Genomic DNA, 19872 nt, shown 5'->3' with positions numbered 1-19872 from the left:
AAAAATTATATTAAGAAGAAGTAATCAGTATATAATTATAAAAAAAGACAATGCCGATACCCTCACTACCTCCGGACGGAGGCATGCTATATAAAGAAACCGATATGGCGCAGCTGTTCCCGGAGCCGCTAAATGCAATTACTGCTGTATTATTTTTAGCTATAGCCATTTTCTGGACCCTTAAAATGAAGGATAATTTCAAAAAATATCCTTTTTTAACCTACTGCCTGGTTTTATTATATATTGGCGCCATTGGGGGAACCATTTACCATTCTTTCAGGCAATGGCCCGTGTTTATTATGATGGATTGGCTGCCCATTATGTTGCTCTGCCTGTCTGCCGGATTTTATTTTGTAGCTCAGAGCACCAGATGGTACTATGCTGTTGCAATGGTTCTGGGATATCTGGCACTTCTATTCGCTTTGAGGAACTGGATTCTGGCAGATAACCCCTCTCTTTTTATCAACCTGAATTATGCAATCATGGCCTCATTGGTGCTTTTCTCAGTATTAAGATACCTTATTTATACCCAATGGAAAGCCGGCCAATGGGTAGGCTTTGCTTTATTGTCGTTTGTTTTTGCATTGATCTTCCGTATCGCTGATCAATGGGAATGGTTCAGTTTCGGAACCCACTTTTTGTGGCATACGTTTGGGGCGGCAGCGACGTTTTGTATGTTTAATTATATCTTTCTTACGCGGGATGTAATTGTAAAGACATAAATGGTTTTTTCCTTTGAGCAAGTAATAAGATTATTTTCTTTAAACTTGTTATAAAGTCTGGACACTTCGGAGTGCGGGTAATATTCGTAAGTTAATTAAATAAAGTATTAAAATTTACATAAATATTTCCTGTTTCACTCGCTTTTCTGCGTTTTTTAAATAGCAAATCACTTAGACTGATTCTATGGTCTAAAACTGCCAGTAAATCTGCACCATCCATGATTATTATTGATTTAAAATCAGATGAAATAGCTTCTTTTGTAACGCCGTCTATTGAAATTAATAATCCTGCAGCGTTTTTAAATTTTGATTCAACTTTATAACAAAATGCCGCTAAGTCACTTCTATTAACTTCCTTTGCCCATTTAGCTTCTAACAAATAATCAGTATTTTGAAAGGTAAAAGCCCCATCTATTTGTTCACCATTAATTTTAAATGAACCTTTGGGTTCTAGATCGAACAACAGAAATAACTTGTATAAAAATTTTTCTAATTGAAATCCTCGTTGATGAAAGTTTTTATTAATTGCTATATTATGAAATTCACCTTTTAATTGTGAAAGTTCTTCTTCTAGTGATAAAGCTTTTTTTACAGATTGTTCTGCTTTTATTTTTCTTGCTTTTGCATCCTCTTCTTCTTTATTAGTTTGAAAAAAACCTTTAGTTAAATTTCTTACATTATTTACAGCTGCTTTGGCTTTTTTTGCCTTTGAACCATCTTCGTCCCAATAAGATAAATTTTCATAATCTGTGAAATCACTTACCGCAAAAACCAAATTGATTATATCTTTTTCATAAATATCCATTCGACTAACCATTCTATGAATTAGTTCCTTAACAACTTCTCGTTTAGTTAAGTTCCAATTTATTGTTGAAACTATTGTTGGGTTATCTAATGTTAATTTTATAAATTGTTGTAAATCTTCCTTCCTCCAATATATTACGGATAACGCTTCTTTAACAGCAACAATTTGTTGCGGAGAGATTTTCTTTTTTCCTTCCATCATTAAATCTGTTTTTATTGTCTATTTGTATTAAATATGATGTGTTTATATATTTAATTGATTAATTACTTTTTCTTCTTTTAGGAATAGCTTTCAAAATATTATTTTCTTTCATGTATGTTTCAAAATCAAATTTAATTGAAAAAAGTTTTGAAGGCTCTATTCCAGCTGCTAATAGTATTCTTACTAAAGTAGATAATTTAGGAATATTTTCCTTATTTAGTAATCTATAAATTTGCTTTCTATCAACATTAGCTGCTGCTGCCAAATCTGAAATATCAATCCCTTTTTCATCAATAAATTCTTTCACATAATCAGCTATTGCAATAAAATATTTATCTTCAATATATTCCATTAAATAAAAGTGACATATTTGTCAAAATTTTCATTGACAAATATGTCACAGTTTTAAAAAAGTATTACATTTGTACAATAAGCTACAAAAAAGGTAGCTTTGCGATACTTCAAAGAACAATAGAAGCTATTGCTTAGAATCTCGATTCGAAAACTGGTAATTTTAGTACACGAGACGATAAGCAGGAAGCTCACGACCTAGGCGTGGGCTCTCTTATCTGTGTACAAGGTATACCAGTGCCCCGAATCGGATATTGTAGAGTCCCATGCCGTTTTTATTTCATGCCGTTCTGTTTTTCTACAATCATCTTTTTCTAGGCTGCTTCACTACATAAAGTATCATGTACGATACAATGGAGTGTACAATCCATTGCGGCTTCAGGGCTTTCACGGGAACACAGATTTTATTTTTATAAAACCATTAAGAGAAATTATTTTAAACCATTAAGGTAAATGAAGATATTAAGATAAATTAAGATCCATCAAAGATGGGTAAAGCATTTCGCTGAATAAATAGCTTCAGCTATGATCTTAATGGGTCTTAATCGCTTAAAAAATCTTAATGGTTAAGAAAAATTTCAACAATAAAAGATACAAACGCATGAAAAAGATAAAAACAGATTTTGATACCCGGCTTTGGGAAGGCAAGCGCTCCGGGTTGCAGCTGATAGAAACTTTCTTTCAGTTCAATGAGCTGGATGCTTCCAAAGAAAGGCTCAGCAACATTATGAATTATGCAGTCAAGAGAAATAGCTGGATCCATGAAGATCCGGCGGTGATCTTCCAGTTTCATCAGTCGATGAGGTCGTTGATCCGGGCAGGCTATCTCATCATGCTGAAGGACAGAAAATGGACGGTTGATACCCGGCCGGAGAAGATTTCCCCTTGGGCTCTTGGCTTGCTTTCGGAGAAGGAATACCGGAATCCTCTGCTGGTTTTCAAAAAAGCATTCAGGGAATACACCCTCAAAGAATTTGATTATTTTATGTCCGGAATCGTCTATTTTTCAATGGGTGTCTATGAAAATCTGCCGGAAAGCAACATCGTTATGCCCTACATTCATACGATTAAAATGCTGGATGCGGCACATCTTATTCTTCAGAGAAGGAGAGAAAAGGAGAGGGCTGAAACCAATTCAGTTGATTAAGCTGAGTTAAGAGGTAAAAGGGTAGAGAAAAGTACATCTGTTATAATTTTGGCAAATAAATTGTTGTAATCACAGCGGGGTATAATATTATATGCAATTTTACATTAACCATTTAAATTATATTTATGAAAAATTCAATTTTAGCCCTTTTAGCAATTGCTGCTATCGTGGCATGCAAAAAAAATGAAACGACGGCTGTTGATCGGAATACTGATAGTGCTGAAATAGCAACTCCGGTTGATTCTGCTAAGAAAACCAGTGATTCTGCTACAATGCCGGATACTGCAAATGCAACAAATTCTTTAAGTGATCAGGATAAAAAATTTGCAGACGCTGTCGCTCGTGGCGGATTGATGGAAGTAATGATGGGACAGCTTGCTGCAACCAATGCTTCCAATGCCAAAGTAAAAGCACTAGGTGCAATGATGGTTAAAGATCATAGCAAAGCCAACGATGAGCTTAAAAAATGGGCATCTGCCATAGGGTATACTTTGCCTACCGGTTTAGACGCTGAAAAACAGAAAGAATACGACGATCTGAAAGCTAAAAAAGAAGCAGAATTTGATCGTAGCTATACTGACCTTATGGTGAGTGATCATAAAAAAGATATTGAAGAGTTCAAAAAAGAAGCTGCCGAAGGTAAAGAAACGTCATTGAAATCCTTTGCAAGCAGTACACTGCCAACTTTACAACATCATTTAATGGAATCAGAAAAAGCAAAAGCTGCCATAAAATAGTAGGATAGAATATAACAGTAATTTCTATGAAAAAAATGTGAACAACGGATAATGCATCCTCTGTTTCATTTTTACCATATAAAGCCATTGCAAAGCAGTGGCTTTTTAATTTATGATGACTGCAATTTTAAATCCTTTTGATTATATAAAAAAGGAGAGGGCTGATACCAATTCAGGATAAGATGAGGGTAGCGGCATTCATTATATTTTCGGCAGCCGGTTGACTGTTTTATAAGTCAAAAGCAGTAAATTCGTAAACAAACAACAAACAACAAACAACAAACAACAAACAACAAAAATAGTATGAAAACCATCATTAAATCTGCTGCCGTCCTTGTTGCAACCATGACCATCTCCCTGAATGCCTTTGCACAGGAAACTAAAAAACCTGCCAGCCCTCCGGCCACTGCTACAGGAAAAATTAAAGATGCCACCATTACCATAGCCTATAGCAGCCCTTCTGTAAAAGGGCGTACCATATGGGGCGGTTTAGAAGCTTATAATAAAGTTTGGCGTGCGGGTGCCAATGAAGCAACTACTTTCGAAACGGATAAAGACATTACCGTTCAGGGTAAGCCACTGCCTGCAGGTAAATACAGCTTTTTCCTGATCCCTAAAGAATCCGGAACCTGGACAGCCATTTTTAATAAAGAGCCAAAACAATGGGGTGCTTTTAAATACGAAGAAGCGAAAGATGCTTTACGCGTCGATGTAAAAACAAAAGCTTTACCAACCAGACAGGAAACTTTAGTGTATAAAATAAACAATAACGGATTCACAATGGATTGGGATAAAATCTCAGTTCCTGTAGAGATAAAGTAAACTAAAGTATGATAAACTAAAATCCCGTTAATGCGGGATTTTTTTATGGTATCAAAATGATTATCCGGCTATTTCTTCTTCGAACTTAGTGCTTTTAGTTCCAGTTTTAAGATCTCTATTTTTTTTGTAATACCAGATATTGATTGGGGCATTCTTCAAAAATTTCTTCTACAGGAACATCCAGCAGCCTGGCAATATCTTTCCATTCCTGATCCGAAATTTTAATTTTTCCTGTTTCTCTTTTCTGATACTGGGTCTGGCTTATTTTAAGGTAAGTGGCAATATCTGCCTGGGTAATTTTTCTTGCTTTTCGTACAGCGATTAACTTCTTGTTCATGGTTCTGTGAAAAATATAGTGAAACGAAAGTATAGAATATTTTTTTTAATACAAAAATAAAGGCTATAAAAAGCTATAATTTTTGCTTTTTTGTGTGAATTATGTTTGATACATTTGAAAAACATGACACCGAAAAGTGTCTTTTTGTATGTGTACAGTACAAAATAAAAAACGCTGATCAGCATCAGCCCACGTCAGGGTTTGTATGACGAAAATTGTTATTAAATTTTAAAAATTATTTTTATGAAAAAGAAGTTAGAAAGCTTAAAGCTGAAAAAATTTAAAATGCAAAAAGTAAAAGGAGGAGGGCCACTAGATCCAGTAACAGGTTTTGACCCTTATACTTATGGACCTGGCAATACCTATAACGGAACATATTATGTTACTGACACTGTTCAAACAGATGTAAACCCAGGATAGAAAATAAAATAGGCTATTTGTATTTATTGCAAATAGCCTAATTTTAAGATTGACATTATGATAATTATTTTTAGTAAAAATTACGGTGAGAATACAACAGATGATGTTTTGAATTGGTTGTACCATTACAAAAAAGACAATGAAGTAATCGTTAGAATAAATGGTGATGATTTACTAAATAAAGACTTTTATATTGACATCTCCAATTCCGAATTTAATTTTAATGATCAGAAAATAGATAATCAGATTGTACATACGATTTGGTTCAGACGCACTTTTGATCAGGATTCTTTAAATATTGAACCCAAAATTTTTGATGAATTTCATAATAACAAAACCCTGGAAAACCATTTATTATCCGAATTAGGAACAATATATAGGTTTTTAGAATCGTTTTTAGAGGATTCAGTCTGGATCAATAAATACAGTGAAAGTTTAAATAAACTGAAAACGCTTAAACTTGCTGAAAAACATGGTCTGAAAATTCCAGACACTTACATAACCAACAAAATAGAGATCATTAACCAATTAGCAACAGATAAAAGTCTGATTACAAAGCCCATAAGCGATGCTGTAACGCTTTTTGATGATGATTCTCATTATATGATGTATACAAGCGAAGTAAAGGAAATAAAAAAAGAGGGCCATATTTTTCCTACCAAACTTCAAAGTAAAATAGATAAAAAATTTGAGCTTAGAATATTCTATATAGACGATGTTTTTTATTCTATGGCTATATTTTCTCAGAACGATCATAAAACCAAAGTCGATTTTAGAAACTATAATTTTAAGAAAAGCAACAGAAATGTACCTTATCAACTGCCGGTAAATATAGAATCAAGTTTAAAAGAATTAGTTAAAGAATTAAATCTGAAAACTTGCTCGATAGATATGATCGTTTCAAAAGATGAAGAGTATTATTTTCTTGAAATAAATCCTGTAGGGCAGTTTGGAATGGTTTCCAAACCATGTAATTATCATCTGGAAGAACAAATGGCATTATATATATTGAAAAATTATGAAGAAAATAACAACGAAATTAAAAAATAAAAAGCTTCCTCTTCCTTACTGGAATATACAAAAAGAATTATCAGATAAAAAAATGGGTGATGTTCCGGCAATGATGTATTCTCATTCAGAATTGTATCAGACGAGAGGTTATGTTGTGGAAGGCTCCAGAATAGTGATATCTAAAATCATCAGTTAATTGTAAAAAATAATATTATGGGTTTTATTTCCAACTTCTTGTATGGGAATTAATTTTAGAAAAGAAATACTGGAATATCTTTCAAAACCAATCTCCTATCCTTTAGATGATAATATAAGATGACTTATTTTAATAGATTTGCTTGTTGCCTGGTAAATTATGGGCATACAAGAAGTATAATTTGCGATGTACAAAGAAATAATTATTACCTGATTCCAAATTCTCTATATACTTTACTTACTGAAGAGTTTCCCAATTTTTCCATTGAAGAAATTTATGAAAGCTATGGAAAGGAAAATGAAGAACACTTAAAAGATTATTTAAATTTTTTATTGGCCAATGAAATAGGGTTTATAGATACCCAAATCATAAAAGAACTCATTCCTTTAAATTTAAATTATAAGGTTGCCGAATCAATTTCCAGTATGATAATTGATCTAAGCAAAGAGTCTTTTTTTCTTGAAAATTCAGTTCAGATTGCCAAATTTATTGATACAAACCGGGTAAAGCAATTACAAATCAGATGTTATGATACAATTGATTTAAATCTGTTTTTTAATTTTTTGAATAGCCTATCTGCAACCACTTTAAAAGGTATTGAAATAATTTTGCCTTATAAAATGAAATTAGAAAACAGATTAATCAATAAGAACATTATCAACTCAAATGATAAAATTTTCAGATTGATTTATTTTGGATGTAATGAAACTAAACATGATAAATATTTGAACAGAATGATCATTTATGTTGAAGATAAAATTATAAATAAAAAAAGCTGCGGATTGATTTCTTCAAAATATTTTAATTCCAATCTCGAAACCTATACTTTATCCAACAGCCAAAACTCCTGTCTCCACAAAAAGATTTCCATAGATTCCGAAGGTAACATTAGAAACTGTCCTTCCATGCCTCAAAGCTTTGGGAATATTAAAGATACTCCCTTAGAAGAAGCATTATCCCAGCCTGATTTCAAAAAATACTGGAACCTGACCAAAGACAGCATAGAAGTTTGCAAAGATTGTGAATTCCGGTATATCTGTACAGATTGCAGAGCTTATACAGAAAGAACCCATACTGATTCTGAAGGCTTAGATACTTCAAAACCTTTAAAATGCGGATATAATCCATACACAGGGGAATGGGAAGAATGGAGTACTAATCCGCTTAAAGAAAAAGCAATCAATTATTACGGAATGCAGGATTTGGTAAGATAAAATAATACAGAATCATTGAGAAAAACTTCTCATTTTGCAACAATCTGATGCCAAAACTTTTTCTGTTCAGTATTTGATGTAGTGATCTTATAGCGGCAGCCATAAGGTTGTAAGTTACGTTAGGATTGATATTGGATTAGCTGTTTCATAAGCAATATTTGCATATTTTTGTGAAACCATGAATTCGAAATTAGCAGATTACAGACGTAAAAAAGGACTGAGCCAGCAGCAGCTTGCAGATGTTTCAGGGGTGAGTATAAGAACGATACAGCGCATCGAAACCGGAAAAGTGGAAGCACATCCCTCCACACTAAAGATGCTTGCGGACGCACTTGAAGTGGACACTGAAAAACTCACGATCAATGAACCGTTATCAGAATCTCCGGAAATCAAAAACGGAGATAAAATAAAACCGGTTTTCCATATTTTAGCGCTCATCGGGCTTTTTTTCCTGTTTTTAACATTATTCTTCCAGGACTTTTATGGTTTTTAAAAAAGATGAATCCCTGGCTTACGACCTCGAAGGGAAATCAGTCGTTAATTTTCAGATCACAATGTCTCTTCTTTTTATACCGGCGGTTTTATTAATGATCTTTGTATTTTCCGTTGGATTTCCGTTGGTGCTGATCATCTATCTTTATACACTCGTCATGTGTATAATAAATATTTTCAGGAGCATCAACAAAAAGAGAGCTTCTATCCTTTGGCCTACCTGTTTTTGAAATAAACTCTCTGAAAGCCTCTTCCAGAGCCAAATGGCGTTAACATGTCATAGAAGAGTCGTAATAAGTTATTGTGATTTGCCGCTAAATTTGTGACAAATCTTTTCCTCATGAAACAATTCTTCACTCTTGTATTCTTAATCTGGATATTACCTTTAATTGCTCAAAAAAATATCAAGATCAGACACCTTAACGGAAAAACAATCGATTCTCATGTTCTGCAGCAGCGCTTGTCGCGATTGGTCGATAGTGCTAAGATTGCCGGTTTGCAGATCGCTGTTGTCAACCACAATAAGGTGATCTATTCATCAAGCTTCGGCTATAAGGACATTGAAAACGGTAAGAAGCTTAATGACAGTACCGTGATGTACGCAGCCTCACTAACAAAGCCTGTTGCTGCTTATATCTTTATGCGTCTGGTAGATCAAGGAGTATTCAGCCTCGATCAGCCTGTTTACAAATATCTGAAAAAACCGATAGGAGACTATGCGAAATGGAAAGACCTGGCAGAAGAATCCGAATCCTTCAATCGGATCACCCCCAGGATGCTCCTGAGTCATAGTTCCGGGCTTCCGGTTCTCCGGCATTTGTATGGTAATAAAGTCAACCTTATCGCTAAACCGGGCGAAAAGTTCTATTACTCCAATGAAGGGATTAATCTCTTGGGATTTATGATAGAGGAATATACGGGAAAGAAACTTGAAGATATTGCAAGGGAAGAAGTTTTCGGACCCCTGCAGATGAGACATACGAGCATGATTTGGGAAAACAGATTTGAAGATAATTTCTCCAATGCTTATTTCAAAGATGGGAAGAAATACGGTTCGGAAAGGAGGGAAAGCAGCAGGGCCGCTGGTTCAATGTCTACCACAGCAAATGATTATGCAAATTTTGTGATCAACCTGATGAAGAAGAAAGGCTTATCCGGTAAAGCTTATCTTGAGATGCTGAAGCCACAGATCATGGTAAAGAGCAGGAGAGGATTCGGACCTTTGAAAGACAGTATCACCACTGAGAATGATGCGATTCGTCTTGCCTGGGGATTAGGAATAGGGCTGTTCGACTCACCTTTTGGTCACGCTTTCTTCCATACCGGACACGGTGAAGCTAACCAGAATTATGCTGTGGCATTTCCTGAAAACGGAACAGCCGTCATTATCCTCAGCAACAGTGAGAACTTTGAAAAGAACAATGCGGAGATCTTAAAGCTCTGTATCGGGGATATATATTCACCACTGAGATGGCTTGGACATTTGGACAATTAGGAGTAGAAGTGGTATTTCATAGTTCTATGATACAGTTTTGGCGGAACTTAGATAACAACACTGATGTTGATTTACGCATATAAAGCTTTTTCGTCTTTTGCATCAGTTTGATGAGGTAATTTTCAGATTGCGGAAATAGCCGTCTGTGCCTGCATCAACAAATAAACCTACAGCCCCGGATCCATCTGCTCCTTGCCTGAGATCAGTCACAATAAGTGAAGGATGTTTATCTTTGTTTAAAAAAGTTTTGCCTGGCTGCCTGCTACTTCAATTTTCATCTTGATCCATTCATTCAAACCCATATCGGCATATGACTCATACTTCCCGGGATTCTCTTTTCTTAAACGCTCATATTTATAATCTGGAAAAGAAAAATATTGAATGGAGTGATTGCGTCTTACCTGATCTTCGGCTCTGCCATTCGTTGGACGTATATAAATGGATTCAAATCTGGAATTCGTATCGTTGATTCTGAATGCCAATCCGATAAACCCACGGTCCGTTGGAGAAGCCGTGGGGAGAAGTCTGCTTAGAACTTCTACCTCTATAATGCCATTTTTAAAATTAGTGTTCTTTACCCGTACAAACGTAGGTTCATCTGCTTCTTTCACAGTAGAATCTTTTACGACCCTAACAATATTTTTACCCTGCAAATTATCGATTTTCATATAAACCTTATTGGGCATAAGATGGTGTTCGTCTAAATTGATTCTTTGGCTGTATACACTTTCTACGGCAAAAAGGAAGAGAAGCAAAATTATTCTTATATTTTTCATGTTATTTAATACCCATAGGTTTATGATCTGTATTTATAGAATTCATTTTTTAAAAAGTCCCGCATTTAATTTTGAACCTTCCGAACCGTCCGCCAATTGCAGGTAATTGCGTTTACTCTGATCTTTTTCAATGATAACATTTCCTGTGGTCTGTACGTTTTTCATTTCCAGAAAATCTGTTGAGGTGGCATTACTGTCACTTAAGGGACCGCTTCCATAGCCTGCCAGCTTATTATAATTGACAAAAATACAGTCAGAAGCCTTATACTTTCGTGTACTTCCTTTTTCCCTTATCCATATGGTACTGGTATTGGCGATGATGTTATGATGAAAATCGAAATCATCTCCATTGGTACCCTGTGTGGTCCACACTCCGCAGAAATAGCCGCCATAGACCAAAGAATGTCTCATGGCACTGCGGCTGCCTTTTTTCCATCGTTTTTCCAGAAGACAACAGGAATTTTACAGTTGAAAAACACACAATGATCGATAACCAGACCATAGCCATTTGCGATGACACCCACGTGTAACGGCAATACATCCACATTTCCGGCGAACAGACATTGGGTTACCAGAAGGTCATCCAGGTTTTTTCCGTCACGCCATATGGGGTAGGAGCGACGTAAATTATTACTGTCGAGATAAGTATAATCAGGGCTGCCTGTAAACCGCAGGCCTTCAATGGTGACGTGGCTTACCTCGGGTTGTATACCTTTAGCTTCCTCTCCTCCTATACCAGGCTCAAGGGGTGCAGCTGTTATTACGACCGGCATTTTACTGGGTGCCCAGTCTGCATCATCCGGCATAATTTCGGCGCGAATGATAAGGCGATTGGTAAAGCTGTACTTATCATTGTTAAATAGCACGGTTTGAGTTAAAATATGAATACCTTCTGAAAGGATAATCGTTGTTTCTCCCTTCTCTTTGTTTAGGTTGACGCGTCTGGCCGCCTCCGAAAGGTTCTTTAAAGGCTGGATCTTTGTTCCGGAATTGGTGTCATTACCGGTCCGGGGATTAATATATAATTGCTCTGCTTTTATCCAAAACAGATTCATCAGGCAGAATAAAAGACCAAGGGTTGCAGATTTTATCATTTTCTTTTTTTTGTAAAATTAGAAACATTCATCCCCTGCAAAAAGGTCATTTTATCTTTAAAGTTGTCATTTTATACTCTTTCGGTATTGCTGGGGCGTGACATTAGCAAATTTTTTAAAGAAACGATTGAAATTGGACGGATCAGAGAATCCCAATTCATAGCAAATCTCTTTTGCGGATTTATTCTGGTGCAGCTGTTTCTTTATTTCCGAAACCAGCTTGTGATGAATCATTTGTTGTGCTGACAATCCGCTGAACTGCCTGCATATCTTATTGAGGAATCCGGGGCTTATGTTTAGCATTCTGGTGTAGGCCTCAACGGTCTGGTCCTGTAAGAATCTTTTTTCCAGCAGCGACCTGAATCTATAGAAATCTGCATGTACATAGGTATCGCCCGGGACCTGGTAAACACCGGCATAATAACGGTTGAGTATGATAAGCAGCTGATATAGAAGTGACCTGATCATATGATTACTGTCATTCCGGATCTGTCCGAACTCCTGTTCTATTTCCTGTAAAAGTTGCAGGCATTTTCCGAATGATGTTTCATCAGTCTGCATTTCAGCGGGATGCGAAAACTGATGAAAGTACTGAAAACGATACAGAAAAAACTCATCTGAAAAAAAAGATGGAGAAAATCTTTTTCAAAGAACAGCGTGTAGCCTTTTACCTCCTCCTCAATTTCCCATCGGCGAACCTTTCCGGGACTGGTAAAAATTATGGTTCGCGGGTGAATTGACACTTTATTCTCATCCAAAGCCAATGTTCCGGATCCTTCCCTGACGAAAATAATTTCGTAAAAACTAAGTTGATGCAATGTGCTGTCTAATACATAATTTTTCAGAGTTTCAATACGGCCAAGATCCAATAACAGCTCCGAACCATATTTAAAGGGCAGAAAATGATAGGTCTTAATTGGGGGATCGATGCCATCTTTTAGAATTTCTTTATAATATATAATGGATAGGTTAAAAGTACAAATTTTGTGCATGCCTTGCATAATCATATGCCGGTTAGCTACCATCTGAACAGCTGATTGGCCTTTTTTTGACTTAATTTTCCTTCCTGTACTCAAGACTGTCTTCGTTTTCTTACAATTTTAGCTCCTCTGGTAAACCGAATTTTGTGGTAATAAAAAAACAGTTTTTATGAAAAAGCCGGCGCTTGACTTCGGGCAGTTTGTTCATGATCACTTAAAGTTTTTCAAATAATTAATAATCTTAAAAATAATCAAAATGAAAAAGTTAGTGTATAGTTTTCTTTTAATAGCAGGTATTATTGCGATAATAATTACTTGCATAGAAATATTAACCTCATACAATGTATCAGAATCTGTTAATAAGGAAGCCCCTGTGAAAACCTATCAGGAAATTACAATAAATGCTCCTGCGCAAAAAGTGTATCAGATTATGAGTGATATCGATCATTGGACCGATTGGCATAGTGATGTTAAAGATACCAAACTAAACGGGCCATTCGAAAAAGGAAGCTCTTTTGACTGGAAAAGTGGAGGCTTGACAATTCATTCTACTTTGCATACTGTACGTCCGGGACGTAAAATCGGTTGGACGGGTAAAGCTTTCGGAGCATTTGCGATACACAACTGGTCATTTGTTGAGAACAATGGAAAAACTACAGTAAAGGTTGAAGAAAGCATGGAAGGATGGTTAGTGTCCCTATTGAGGAGTACATTTCAAAAAGGTTTGGAAAGTTCACTACAAATCTGGCTAAAGAATCTTAAAGCGAGAGCAGAGAAAAAATAGAAATACAAATTTAATTTGCAAATAAAATACTTAAGGTTATCATAATTGTTGTGTAACCATAGTGATATAATAGAGCATTTAACTTTCAATATTCTGATTGGTTCATTGTAAAAATGCTGTTCATAGATAAAGTGTCCATTTGTTTTTTCTGTAAATCATTTATTAGAAGAGAGATACTATTTTTAAGTGATTAAATACTATTTAAGTTGTGTTTTTCTCTGACATATTGAAATATTTATAAATTTTACATGATGATACTTAATCATTAATGAGAAATTCTTTGGTGATGTCATATAATGTTATTAGATTTATAATTAGTTCCTGAATCACAACATTTTATTACACCTCTTTAAATTTATTAATTATGAAAAACCAAATCTTTATCGCTGCACTGTCTCTGGGAGCAATCGCCTTAGGAACCAAACAGGTTATGGCACAAAATTCGGATCAGTTGAGCACATCAGTAAATATTATTTTATCGGACGTTATTGCAATGGATATTGGCTCTGGTGCTTCAGAAGGCACTGTGGATTTTAATTACGGGAGTACCAAAGACTATAATTCGTCAAAAAATGTGACCGTTCCCAACAGTTTAGTCATTATTTCCTCCAAAAATTTTGATGTAAAAGTAAAATCTGAAGGGGCACACTTTGTAAGCGGCGCGAACGTAATTCCTGTAGATGTATTACAGGTAAAAGCAATACCGGGCGGAAGTTTGGTGGGTAGCCTGAATGAGGTTACTTTATCTACAACTGATCAGGTGCTGGTGAGTAATGCAGGTTCAGGTACCAAACAGTCTTTAAATATTGCCTACTCAATTTCGGCGGAAAATGCATCCAGGGTACTTCTGGGAAAACCACAGGGAACTTACACCCAAAAAATAACTTATACTGCCACCGCATTGTAAGTAAATATCAATTTTTAGAAAGAAAAGCCCTCAATATAAAAATATTGAGGGCTTTTTTATTGATCATATGAATAAACCGTGTAGTGATTTTACTACATGAACTTCCATTTTCCACTACAAAGAAACTTTTATCGCTGCTATAAATTTGCAGTATACAAAAGATAACAATTAAGTAAAAATAAAATTTAAATATTACTATCATGAAAAAACTAATCTTAATCCCAGCCTTAACTATTGGAGCAATCATATTAGGAACTAACAATGTTCAAGCTCAAAATACTACAGCAACCACAACCGTAAACATTACCCTTAACGATGTCATCTCTATCGATGCAGGAAGTACAGCTATTGGTAATACAGTTGACTTTAACTACGTTACTGCATCAGATTATAATTCTGATCAAACGGTTAGTAAAGCCAACTCTTTAAAAGTTACTTCAACGAAAAGCTTTAATGTTAAAGTAAAAGCAGGAGGTGCTAATTTTATGAATGGAACCAACCTGATTCCTGTCAATGTTTTAACAATCAAACCTTCTACAGCAGCGGGAACAATGGGCGGAACAAAAACCGCTGTAGTTTTATCTGCAACGGATCAAACCTTAGTAGCCAATGCTCCGCTTGGAAGTGCATTAACATTGAACCTGGATTACACTATTCCAGCAGCAAAATCATCATCTTCTGATATTTTAGGTAAACCGGCCGGAACTTATACGCAAACAGTAACTTATACGGCAACAGCTTTATAAGTCAATTATTTTTCATATTAATATTTTGTGATTTGGTGTTTCGAAGGCTTCCTCAGGGAGGCCTTTGATTTTTGTATGTATTGTAATATTACGACAGCTTTATAATAGAAATAACAGGGCTTTACTATTTAAGTCAAAAAATGATAAACCGTGTAGTGATTTTACTACATGAATTTCCATTTTCCACTACAAAGAAACTTTTATCGCTGCTATAAATTTGCAGTATACAAAAGATAACAATTAAGTAAAAATAAAATTTAAATATTACTATCATGAAAAAACTAATCTTAATCTCAGCCTTAACTATTGGAGCAATCATATTAGGAACTAACAATGTTCAAGCTCAAAATACAACCGCAACTACAACCGTAAACATTACCCTTAACGATGTCATCTCTATCGATGCAGGAAGTACAGCCATTGGTAATACGGTTGATTTCAACTATGTTACAGCAGCAGACTATAACTCTGACCAGACGATTACCAAAGCCAACTCTTTAAAAGTTACTTCTACAAAGAACTTTAATGTTAAAGTAAAAGCGGGTGGTGCTAATTTTATGAATGGAACCAACCTGATCCCTGTCAATGTTCTGACTATCAAAGCTGCTACCGCTGCCGGAACAATGGGTGGAACAAAAAGTGCTGTAGTTTTATCTGCAACGGATCAGACTTTAGTATCCAATGCTCCTCTTGGAAGTGCATTAACATTGAACCTGGATTACACCATTCCAGCGGCAAAATCATCATCTTCTGATATTTTAGGTAAGCCGGCCGGAACTTATACACAAACAGTAACGTATACTGCAACTGCTTTGTAGCAACTGTAGATTTGTAATGTTCAAAAGAGAACAATTAAACAAGAATAATAATTAAATCTTACTGCCATGACAAAACAAATCGCCATCACAGCCTTAACTTTTGGAGTAGTTATATTGGGAACTAATAATGTTCAGGCTCAAAATACAGCCGCAACCACAGCTGTAAACATTACCCTGAACGATGTGATCTCTATAGATGCAGGAAGTACAGCAATAGGTGGTATAGTTGCCTTTAACTATGTTACTGCAGCAGACTATAACTCTGATCAGACGATTACCAAAGCCAACTCTTTAAAAGTTACCTCGACTAAGAATTTTAATATAAAGGTAAAAGCAGGAGGACCGCATTTCGTCAATGGTTCAAACTCAATCCCTGTAGATGTTTTGACAATCAAGGTTGCAGAAGCTCCCGGAAACATGGGCGGAACCAAAAACGATGTGGTTTTATCCCCAGGAGAAAGAACTTTAGTAGCCAATGCTCCGCTTGGAAGTGCATTAACACTTAATCTGGACTATACCATTCCAGCGGCAAAATCATCATCCTCTGATATTTTAGGTAAACCGGCCGGAACTTACACGCAAACGGTAACTTATACAGCGACTGCTTTATAAAAAATAAAAAAACACATCAATATATATGCGCCCTCAACACTTTCCAGGTATTGAGGGTTTTTCTATTTAAGCCGAATGAGTAAACCGTGTAGTGATTTTACTACATGAACTTCCGTTTTCCACTACAAAGAAACTTTTATCATCGCTGTAGATTTGTAGTGTTCAAAGAGAGCAAACAATTAAATAAGAATAACAATTAAATATTATCATCATGAAAAAACAAATCGTAATCGCAGCCTTAACTTTTGGAGCCATCGTATTAGGAACTAACAATGCTCAAGCTCAAAATACAACTGCAACCACAACGGTAAACATTACTCTGAACGATGTCATCTCTATCGACGCAGGAAGTACAGCAATTGGTAATACAGTTGATTTCAACTATGTTACTGCAGCAGACTATAACTCTGATCAGACGATTACTAAAGCCAACTCTTTAAAAGTTACTTCCACGAAGAACTTTAATGTTAAAGTAAAAGCAGGAGGTGCTAATTTTATGAATGGAACCAACCTGATCCCTGTCAATGTTTTGACTATCAAAGCAGCTACAGCAGCCGGAACAATGGGCGGAACAAAAAGCGCTGTAGTTTTATCTGCAACGGATCAGACTTTAGTATCCAATGCTCCTCTTGGAAGCGCATTAACACTGAATCTGGACTACACAATTCCAGCTGCAAAATCATCATCTTCTGATATTTTAGGTAAACCGGCCGGAACTTACACGCAATCAGTAACTTATACGGCGACTGCTTTGTAATAAAATTTTTAGTCTGTAAAGGTTCCTTTTGCTGCGTTTTCAGTAGTTTTGGGAATCTTTTATTATTAAACTATTTACACCATGCACAAGTTTATTCACCTTTTTATTTTCTTGATCTTAACAGGTTCTTCTTCACTTCTGGCACAGAGTATCTCAATGTCGCCTACACGCTTGTTTTTTACAGGTAATCCGGGAGAAAAAGTAACAAAGACAGTCACGCTTCAAAACAGCTCGGATAAGGATTATGTTTTTAATCTCAACTATAAAGATTGGGTTAGAGAAGAAGACGGAAATAAGGTTTATCTTGAAGCAGGCAGTTCAAAAACTTCCAATGCTTCCTGGGTATCCACCTTAGAAAATACGGTAACAGTTCCTGCGAAAAGTACAAAGGAGATTGTAGTAACCATGCAGATTCCGGCAAACGCATCAAAGTCTGCCGTTACGAACAGCATGTTGTTTTTCACCCAGCTTCCTCAGCAGGCAGATAAGGCGCGTATTCAGAATGGTATTGGTATTATCACCTTATTTGAGGTGGGGCTTCACATCTTTTATACGCCACCGGGAAACCATGTGAAAAGTCTGGATATTACCAATATTTCAGAGGTGAATAGTGAGAATGCAGCGAACAGAAAAGTTGCAGTAAGCATCCATAATGATGGAAACACTATTAATGATGCTACCGTTGAGTTTGAACTCACCGACAAAGACAGTGGTAAGGAAATAAAATTACCCGCAATTGCCATCTCCATGCTTCCGGATACCAATCAGGTCGTTCAATTTTCTTTACCGGAGAACATTTCAGGGAACTTCCTTGGCGTAGTTATTATCAAAATGGCAGAATCCAATGATTTACGTGTAGGAGAAAAAACTTTAAATTTTAAAATTAAGTCTTGAAACCACAGAATGGAATATCGATATCAGTGCTAAGAAGAACAATCTTATTTTTTGTATTTGTTTTTCTGCACTTCTCGTTGGCCTTTGCGCAGGAAAAGAAGGATATCCGAATCCATTTTGAAAATGACAGTGTAGCTGTTGAGAAGGGTTCTACTTTTACTAATTTCCTGGTCATTGAAAATAAAAGTTCTGAAGAGATTACCATTCAGAATATCATACCCCAGGAAAAATATCCGGGATTGCTTTTCTATCCCCAAAATGACTTTACCTTAGGTGCGGGCCAGTCTAAAAATCTTCCTGTGAAAATGATCGCCAACGTGGATTTTATGAAACTGAGATCCAATGAGATCCAATTTCAGGTTTCGTATGCCACTCCAACGGCCACCAGAACTGAAAGCGCCTCGTTTGTCGTTGCTAAAGGCGAGAACAAAAATATTGCAATTTATACGGCTACCTACGAAAATTTCATTAACCCTGCCGTGCCCGAATCCTCAATTCTGCTGACTGTAGAAAATCAAGGGTATAGTAAACGAACCGTTAGGATTGATTTGCAATCCATTCCTGATGGCTTGGAAATGATGCCCAAACAGCAAACCGTAACTCTGGAAGGTTTAGAAAAACAAACGGTTGAGATCAGAATTGCGGTCAGAAAACAGAATACACTTTATCCGGAATTTAATATTAATGCCATCGTCACAGACCTGCTTGATAATAAAATCGTAGGAAGCAACACGCTCTACTTAGTCGTTTTGTCGCACAACAGACAAATTGCCCGAGGAAACGAAGCCGTGAGCGGAAGTAATTTTGCGGAAATCAGCTATAATGAAAACAGCTCAGGTTTCAATTTTCTTCAGTTGAGGGGAAACACAGCGTTCCGGATAACTGAAAATCTTAAATCACGCTTCAATATTGGTGCGGATTACTATCTGGACGGCCGTTATAACCTGTATGATACCTGGCTGGAACTGGAGAGAAAAAATACGGTATTACGGGTTGGAAATGTTAATAGCAACGATTACGATTATCCGGTTTTCGGTAGAGGAGGGAAAGTTTCTACCAAATTTGGTGAAAATAATCAGATTGAAATTCTTGCCCTGGAAAATAATTATAACTTGTATGGTACTTATTTTCAACAAACAAAAGGATCTACCATGGTGGGGGCAAAATATGGTTTTGGGAATGCTAAATCTTTTAAAGGAAAAGTGTCCTACCTATTCGACCATGATCCGCGCTTTAACGTAGATACGCAGGTAGCAAACGCGGTAACCTCTTTATTAATTAACGATCAACACACCATCCGCACTGAGTTGGGCCTGAGCCACGAAAAAGGCCTTTCGAACAAAGATGAAAATTCAGGAGCTTCAATGGGAGCCAATTACGATGGGAAAATAGGGAAATGGGATATTCAGTCTGTTAATTCCTTTGCTACCAAAAGTTATGCAGGGATTAAAAGGGGATCTTTTTCTCAAATCAGCGCATCGGCCGCCAGTTTTCTGGTTCTCAGCGCGCTTTTATACAATATCAGAATTCGCAGGTAGAGCCTGAGTTCCTGAG

The 19872-nt window shown here is 36.2% G+C and carries 27 protein-coding genes; 19 read left to right on the top strand and 8 right to left on the bottom strand.

Going from position 1 to position 19872, the window contains the following annotated elements; genetic code table 11:
* Positions 1-50: 50 nt before the first annotated feature.
* Positions 51-722 carry a hypothetical protein gene (locus tag N4G44_RS12910; RefSeq protein WP_474927466.1) on the top strand — a complete coding sequence of 224 codons (672 nt, stop codon included), beginning with the start codon at positions 51-53 and terminating at the stop codon, positions 720-722.
* Positions 723-813: 91 nt separating this feature from the next.
* Here the strand turns inward: N4G44_RS12910 and N4G44_RS12905 are convergent, their stop codons facing one another.
* Both N4G44_RS12905 and N4G44_RS12900 read right to left on the bottom strand, forming a co-directional pair.
* The gene (locus N4G44_RS12905) at positions 814-1728 is read right to left on the bottom strand and encodes a hypothetical protein (protein ID WP_474927463.1); all 915 of its coding nucleotides are present in this window, start codon (positions 1726-1728) and stop codon (positions 814-816) included.
* Positions 1729-1786: 58 nt separating this feature from the next.
* On the bottom strand, positions 1787-2080 hold the full coding sequence (locus N4G44_RS12900; RefSeq protein ID WP_474927460.1) for a helix-turn-helix domain-containing protein: 294 nt from the start codon (positions 2078-2080) through the stop codon (positions 1787-1789).
* Between the two features lie 600 nt (positions 2081-2680).
* Here N4G44_RS12900 and N4G44_RS12895 point away from each other — a divergent pair.
* From N4G44_RS12895 to N4G44_RS12885, 3 genes are all read left to right on the top strand, one after another.
* Positions 2681-3226 carry a hypothetical protein gene (locus N4G44_RS12895; RefSeq protein ID WP_474927458.1) on the top strand — a complete coding sequence of 182 codons (546 nt, stop codon included), beginning with the start codon at positions 2681-2683 and terminating at the stop codon, positions 3224-3226.
* A gap of 125 nt (positions 3227-3351) precedes the next feature.
* Positions 3352-3963 (top strand): DUF4142 domain-containing protein, encoded by a 612-nt coding sequence (locus N4G44_RS12890; protein ID WP_474927457.1) that lies wholly within the window; start codon positions 3352-3354, stop codon positions 3961-3963.
* A gap of 303 nt (positions 3964-4266) precedes the next feature.
* Complete coding sequence (locus tag N4G44_RS12885) at positions 4267-4785, top strand: DUF2911 domain-containing protein (protein WP_474927456.1); 519 nt, start codon at positions 4267-4269, stop codon at positions 4783-4785.
* A 115-nt stretch (positions 4786-4900) separates the two neighbouring features.
* Here N4G44_RS12885 and N4G44_RS12880 read toward each other — a convergent pair whose 3' ends face one another.
* A complete protein-coding gene (locus N4G44_RS12880) occupies positions 4901-5122 on the bottom strand; it encodes a helix-turn-helix transcriptional regulator (RefSeq protein ID WP_474927454.1) in 222 nt (73 codons plus the stop codon).
* 243 nt (positions 5123-5365) lie between these two features.
* On the opposite strand from N4G44_RS12880, the gene N4G44_RS12875 reads away from it, so the two are divergent.
* From N4G44_RS12875 to N4G44_RS12845, 7 genes are all read left to right on the top strand, one after another.
* Positions 5366-5542: a hypothetical protein gene (locus tag N4G44_RS12875; RefSeq protein WP_474927452.1), complete on the top strand. Its 177-nt coding sequence runs from the start codon at positions 5366-5368 to the stop codon at positions 5540-5542.
* A gap of 57 nt (positions 5543-5599) precedes the next feature.
* On the top strand, positions 5600-6592 hold the full coding sequence (gwsG, locus tag N4G44_RS12870; RefSeq protein WP_474927450.1) for a grasp-with-spasm system ATP-grasp peptide maturase: 993 nt from the start codon (positions 5600-5602) through the stop codon (positions 6590-6592).
* Positions 6561-6749 carry a hypothetical protein gene (locus N4G44_RS12865; RefSeq protein WP_474927449.1) on the top strand — a complete coding sequence of 63 codons (189 nt, stop codon included), beginning with the start codon at positions 6561-6563 and terminating at the stop codon, positions 6747-6749. The genes gwsG and N4G44_RS12865 overlap by 32 nt, the downstream gene beginning before the upstream one ends.
* 119 nt (positions 6750-6868) lie before the next feature.
* Complete coding sequence (gwsS, locus tag N4G44_RS12860; protein ID WP_474927448.1) at positions 6869-7963, top strand: grasp-with-spasm system SPASM domain peptide maturase; 1095 nt, start codon at positions 6869-6871, stop codon at positions 7961-7963.
* 178 nt (positions 7964-8141) lie between these two features.
* Positions 8142-8456 (top strand): helix-turn-helix domain-containing protein, encoded by a 315-nt coding sequence (locus N4G44_RS12855; protein WP_474927447.1) that lies wholly within the window; start codon positions 8142-8144, stop codon positions 8454-8456.
* Positions 8446-8685: a magnetosome magnetite crystal formation protein family gene (locus tag N4G44_RS12850; protein WP_474927445.1), complete on the top strand. Its 240-nt coding sequence runs from the start codon at positions 8446-8448 to the stop codon at positions 8683-8685. The genes N4G44_RS12855 and N4G44_RS12850 overlap by 11 nt, the downstream gene beginning before the upstream one ends.
* Before the next feature lie 110 nt (positions 8686-8795).
* Entirely contained in the window at positions 8796-9950 is a 1155-nt protein-coding gene (locus N4G44_RS12845) for a serine hydrolase domain-containing protein (RefSeq protein WP_474927443.1), read from the top strand.
* Between the two features lie 236 nt (positions 9951-10186).
* Here the strand turns inward: N4G44_RS12845 and N4G44_RS12840 are convergent, their stop codons facing one another.
* The 5 genes from N4G44_RS12840 to N4G44_RS12820 all read right to left on the bottom strand — a co-directional run bounded on the left by N4G44_RS12840 (position 10187) and on the right by N4G44_RS12820 (position 12812).
* On the bottom strand, positions 10187-10726 hold the full coding sequence (locus tag N4G44_RS12840; RefSeq protein ID WP_474927442.1) for a hypothetical protein: 540 nt from the start codon (positions 10724-10726) through the stop codon (positions 10187-10189).
* Between the two features lie 42 nt (positions 10727-10768).
* Positions 10769-11137 carry a hypothetical protein gene (locus tag N4G44_RS12835; protein WP_474927440.1) on the bottom strand — a complete coding sequence of 123 codons (369 nt, stop codon included), beginning with the start codon at positions 11135-11137 and terminating at the stop codon, positions 10769-10771.
* Positions 11134-11820 (bottom strand): hypothetical protein, encoded by a 687-nt coding sequence (locus N4G44_RS12830; RefSeq protein WP_474927439.1) that lies wholly within the window; start codon positions 11818-11820, stop codon positions 11134-11136. Before N4G44_RS12830 ends, N4G44_RS12835 begins: the two co-directional genes overlap by 4 nt.
* A gap of 66 nt (positions 11821-11886) precedes the next feature.
* Positions 11887-12381: a helix-turn-helix domain-containing protein gene (locus N4G44_RS12825; protein ID WP_474927437.1), complete on the bottom strand. Its 495-nt coding sequence runs from the start codon at positions 12379-12381 to the stop codon at positions 11887-11889.
* A complete protein-coding gene (locus tag N4G44_RS12820; protein ID WP_474927436.1) occupies positions 12327-12812 on the bottom strand; it encodes an AraC family ligand binding domain-containing protein in 486 nt (161 codons plus the stop codon). Before N4G44_RS12820 ends, N4G44_RS12825 begins: the two co-directional genes overlap by 55 nt.
* Positions 12813-13056: 244 nt before the next feature.
* On the opposite strand from N4G44_RS12820, the gene N4G44_RS12815 reads away from it, so the two are divergent.
* From N4G44_RS12815 to N4G44_RS12780, 8 genes are all read left to right on the top strand, one after another.
* Positions 13057-13584 (top strand): SRPBCC family protein, encoded by a 528-nt coding sequence (locus N4G44_RS12815; protein ID WP_474927434.1) that lies wholly within the window; start codon positions 13057-13059, stop codon positions 13582-13584.
* A 364-nt stretch (positions 13585-13948) separates the two neighbouring features.
* Positions 13949-14491, top strand: a complete 543-nt coding sequence (locus N4G44_RS12810; protein ID WP_474927432.1) for a peptidoglycan-binding protein LysM — start codon at positions 13949-13951, stop codon at positions 14489-14491.
* A 200-nt stretch (positions 14492-14691) separates the two neighbouring features.
* Positions 14692-15237 carry a peptidoglycan-binding protein LysM gene (locus N4G44_RS12805; protein ID WP_474927430.1) on the top strand — a complete coding sequence of 182 codons (546 nt, stop codon included), beginning with the start codon at positions 14692-14694 and terminating at the stop codon, positions 15235-15237.
* A gap of 272 nt (positions 15238-15509) precedes the next feature.
* Positions 15510-16055, top strand: a complete 546-nt coding sequence (locus tag N4G44_RS12800) for a peptidoglycan-binding protein LysM (protein WP_474927429.1) — start codon at positions 15510-15512, stop codon at positions 16053-16055.
* Between the two features lie 66 nt (positions 16056-16121).
* A complete protein-coding gene (locus tag N4G44_RS12795) occupies positions 16122-16667 on the top strand; it encodes a peptidoglycan-binding protein LysM (protein ID WP_474927427.1) in 546 nt (181 codons plus the stop codon).
* 211 nt (positions 16668-16878) lie between these two features.
* Positions 16879-17424, top strand: a complete 546-nt coding sequence (locus N4G44_RS12790) for a peptidoglycan-binding protein LysM (RefSeq protein WP_474927426.1) — start codon at positions 16879-16881, stop codon at positions 17422-17424.
* Positions 17425-17505: 81 nt separating this feature from the next.
* Complete coding sequence (locus N4G44_RS12785) at positions 17506-18318, top strand: fimbrial biogenesis chaperone (protein ID WP_474927425.1); 813 nt, start codon at positions 17506-17508, stop codon at positions 18316-18318.
* 26 nt (positions 18319-18344) lie between these two features.
* The gene (locus N4G44_RS12780) at positions 18345-19856 is read left to right on the top strand and encodes a hypothetical protein (protein WP_474927423.1); all 1512 of its coding nucleotides are present in this window, start codon (positions 18345-18347) and stop codon (positions 19854-19856) included.
* Positions 19857-19872 lie beyond the last annotated feature (16 nt).

The sequence above is a fragment of the Chryseobacterium sp. GTID13 genome, assembly GCF_056172655.1.
This window is presented reverse-complemented; position numbering and strand designations above follow the sequence as displayed.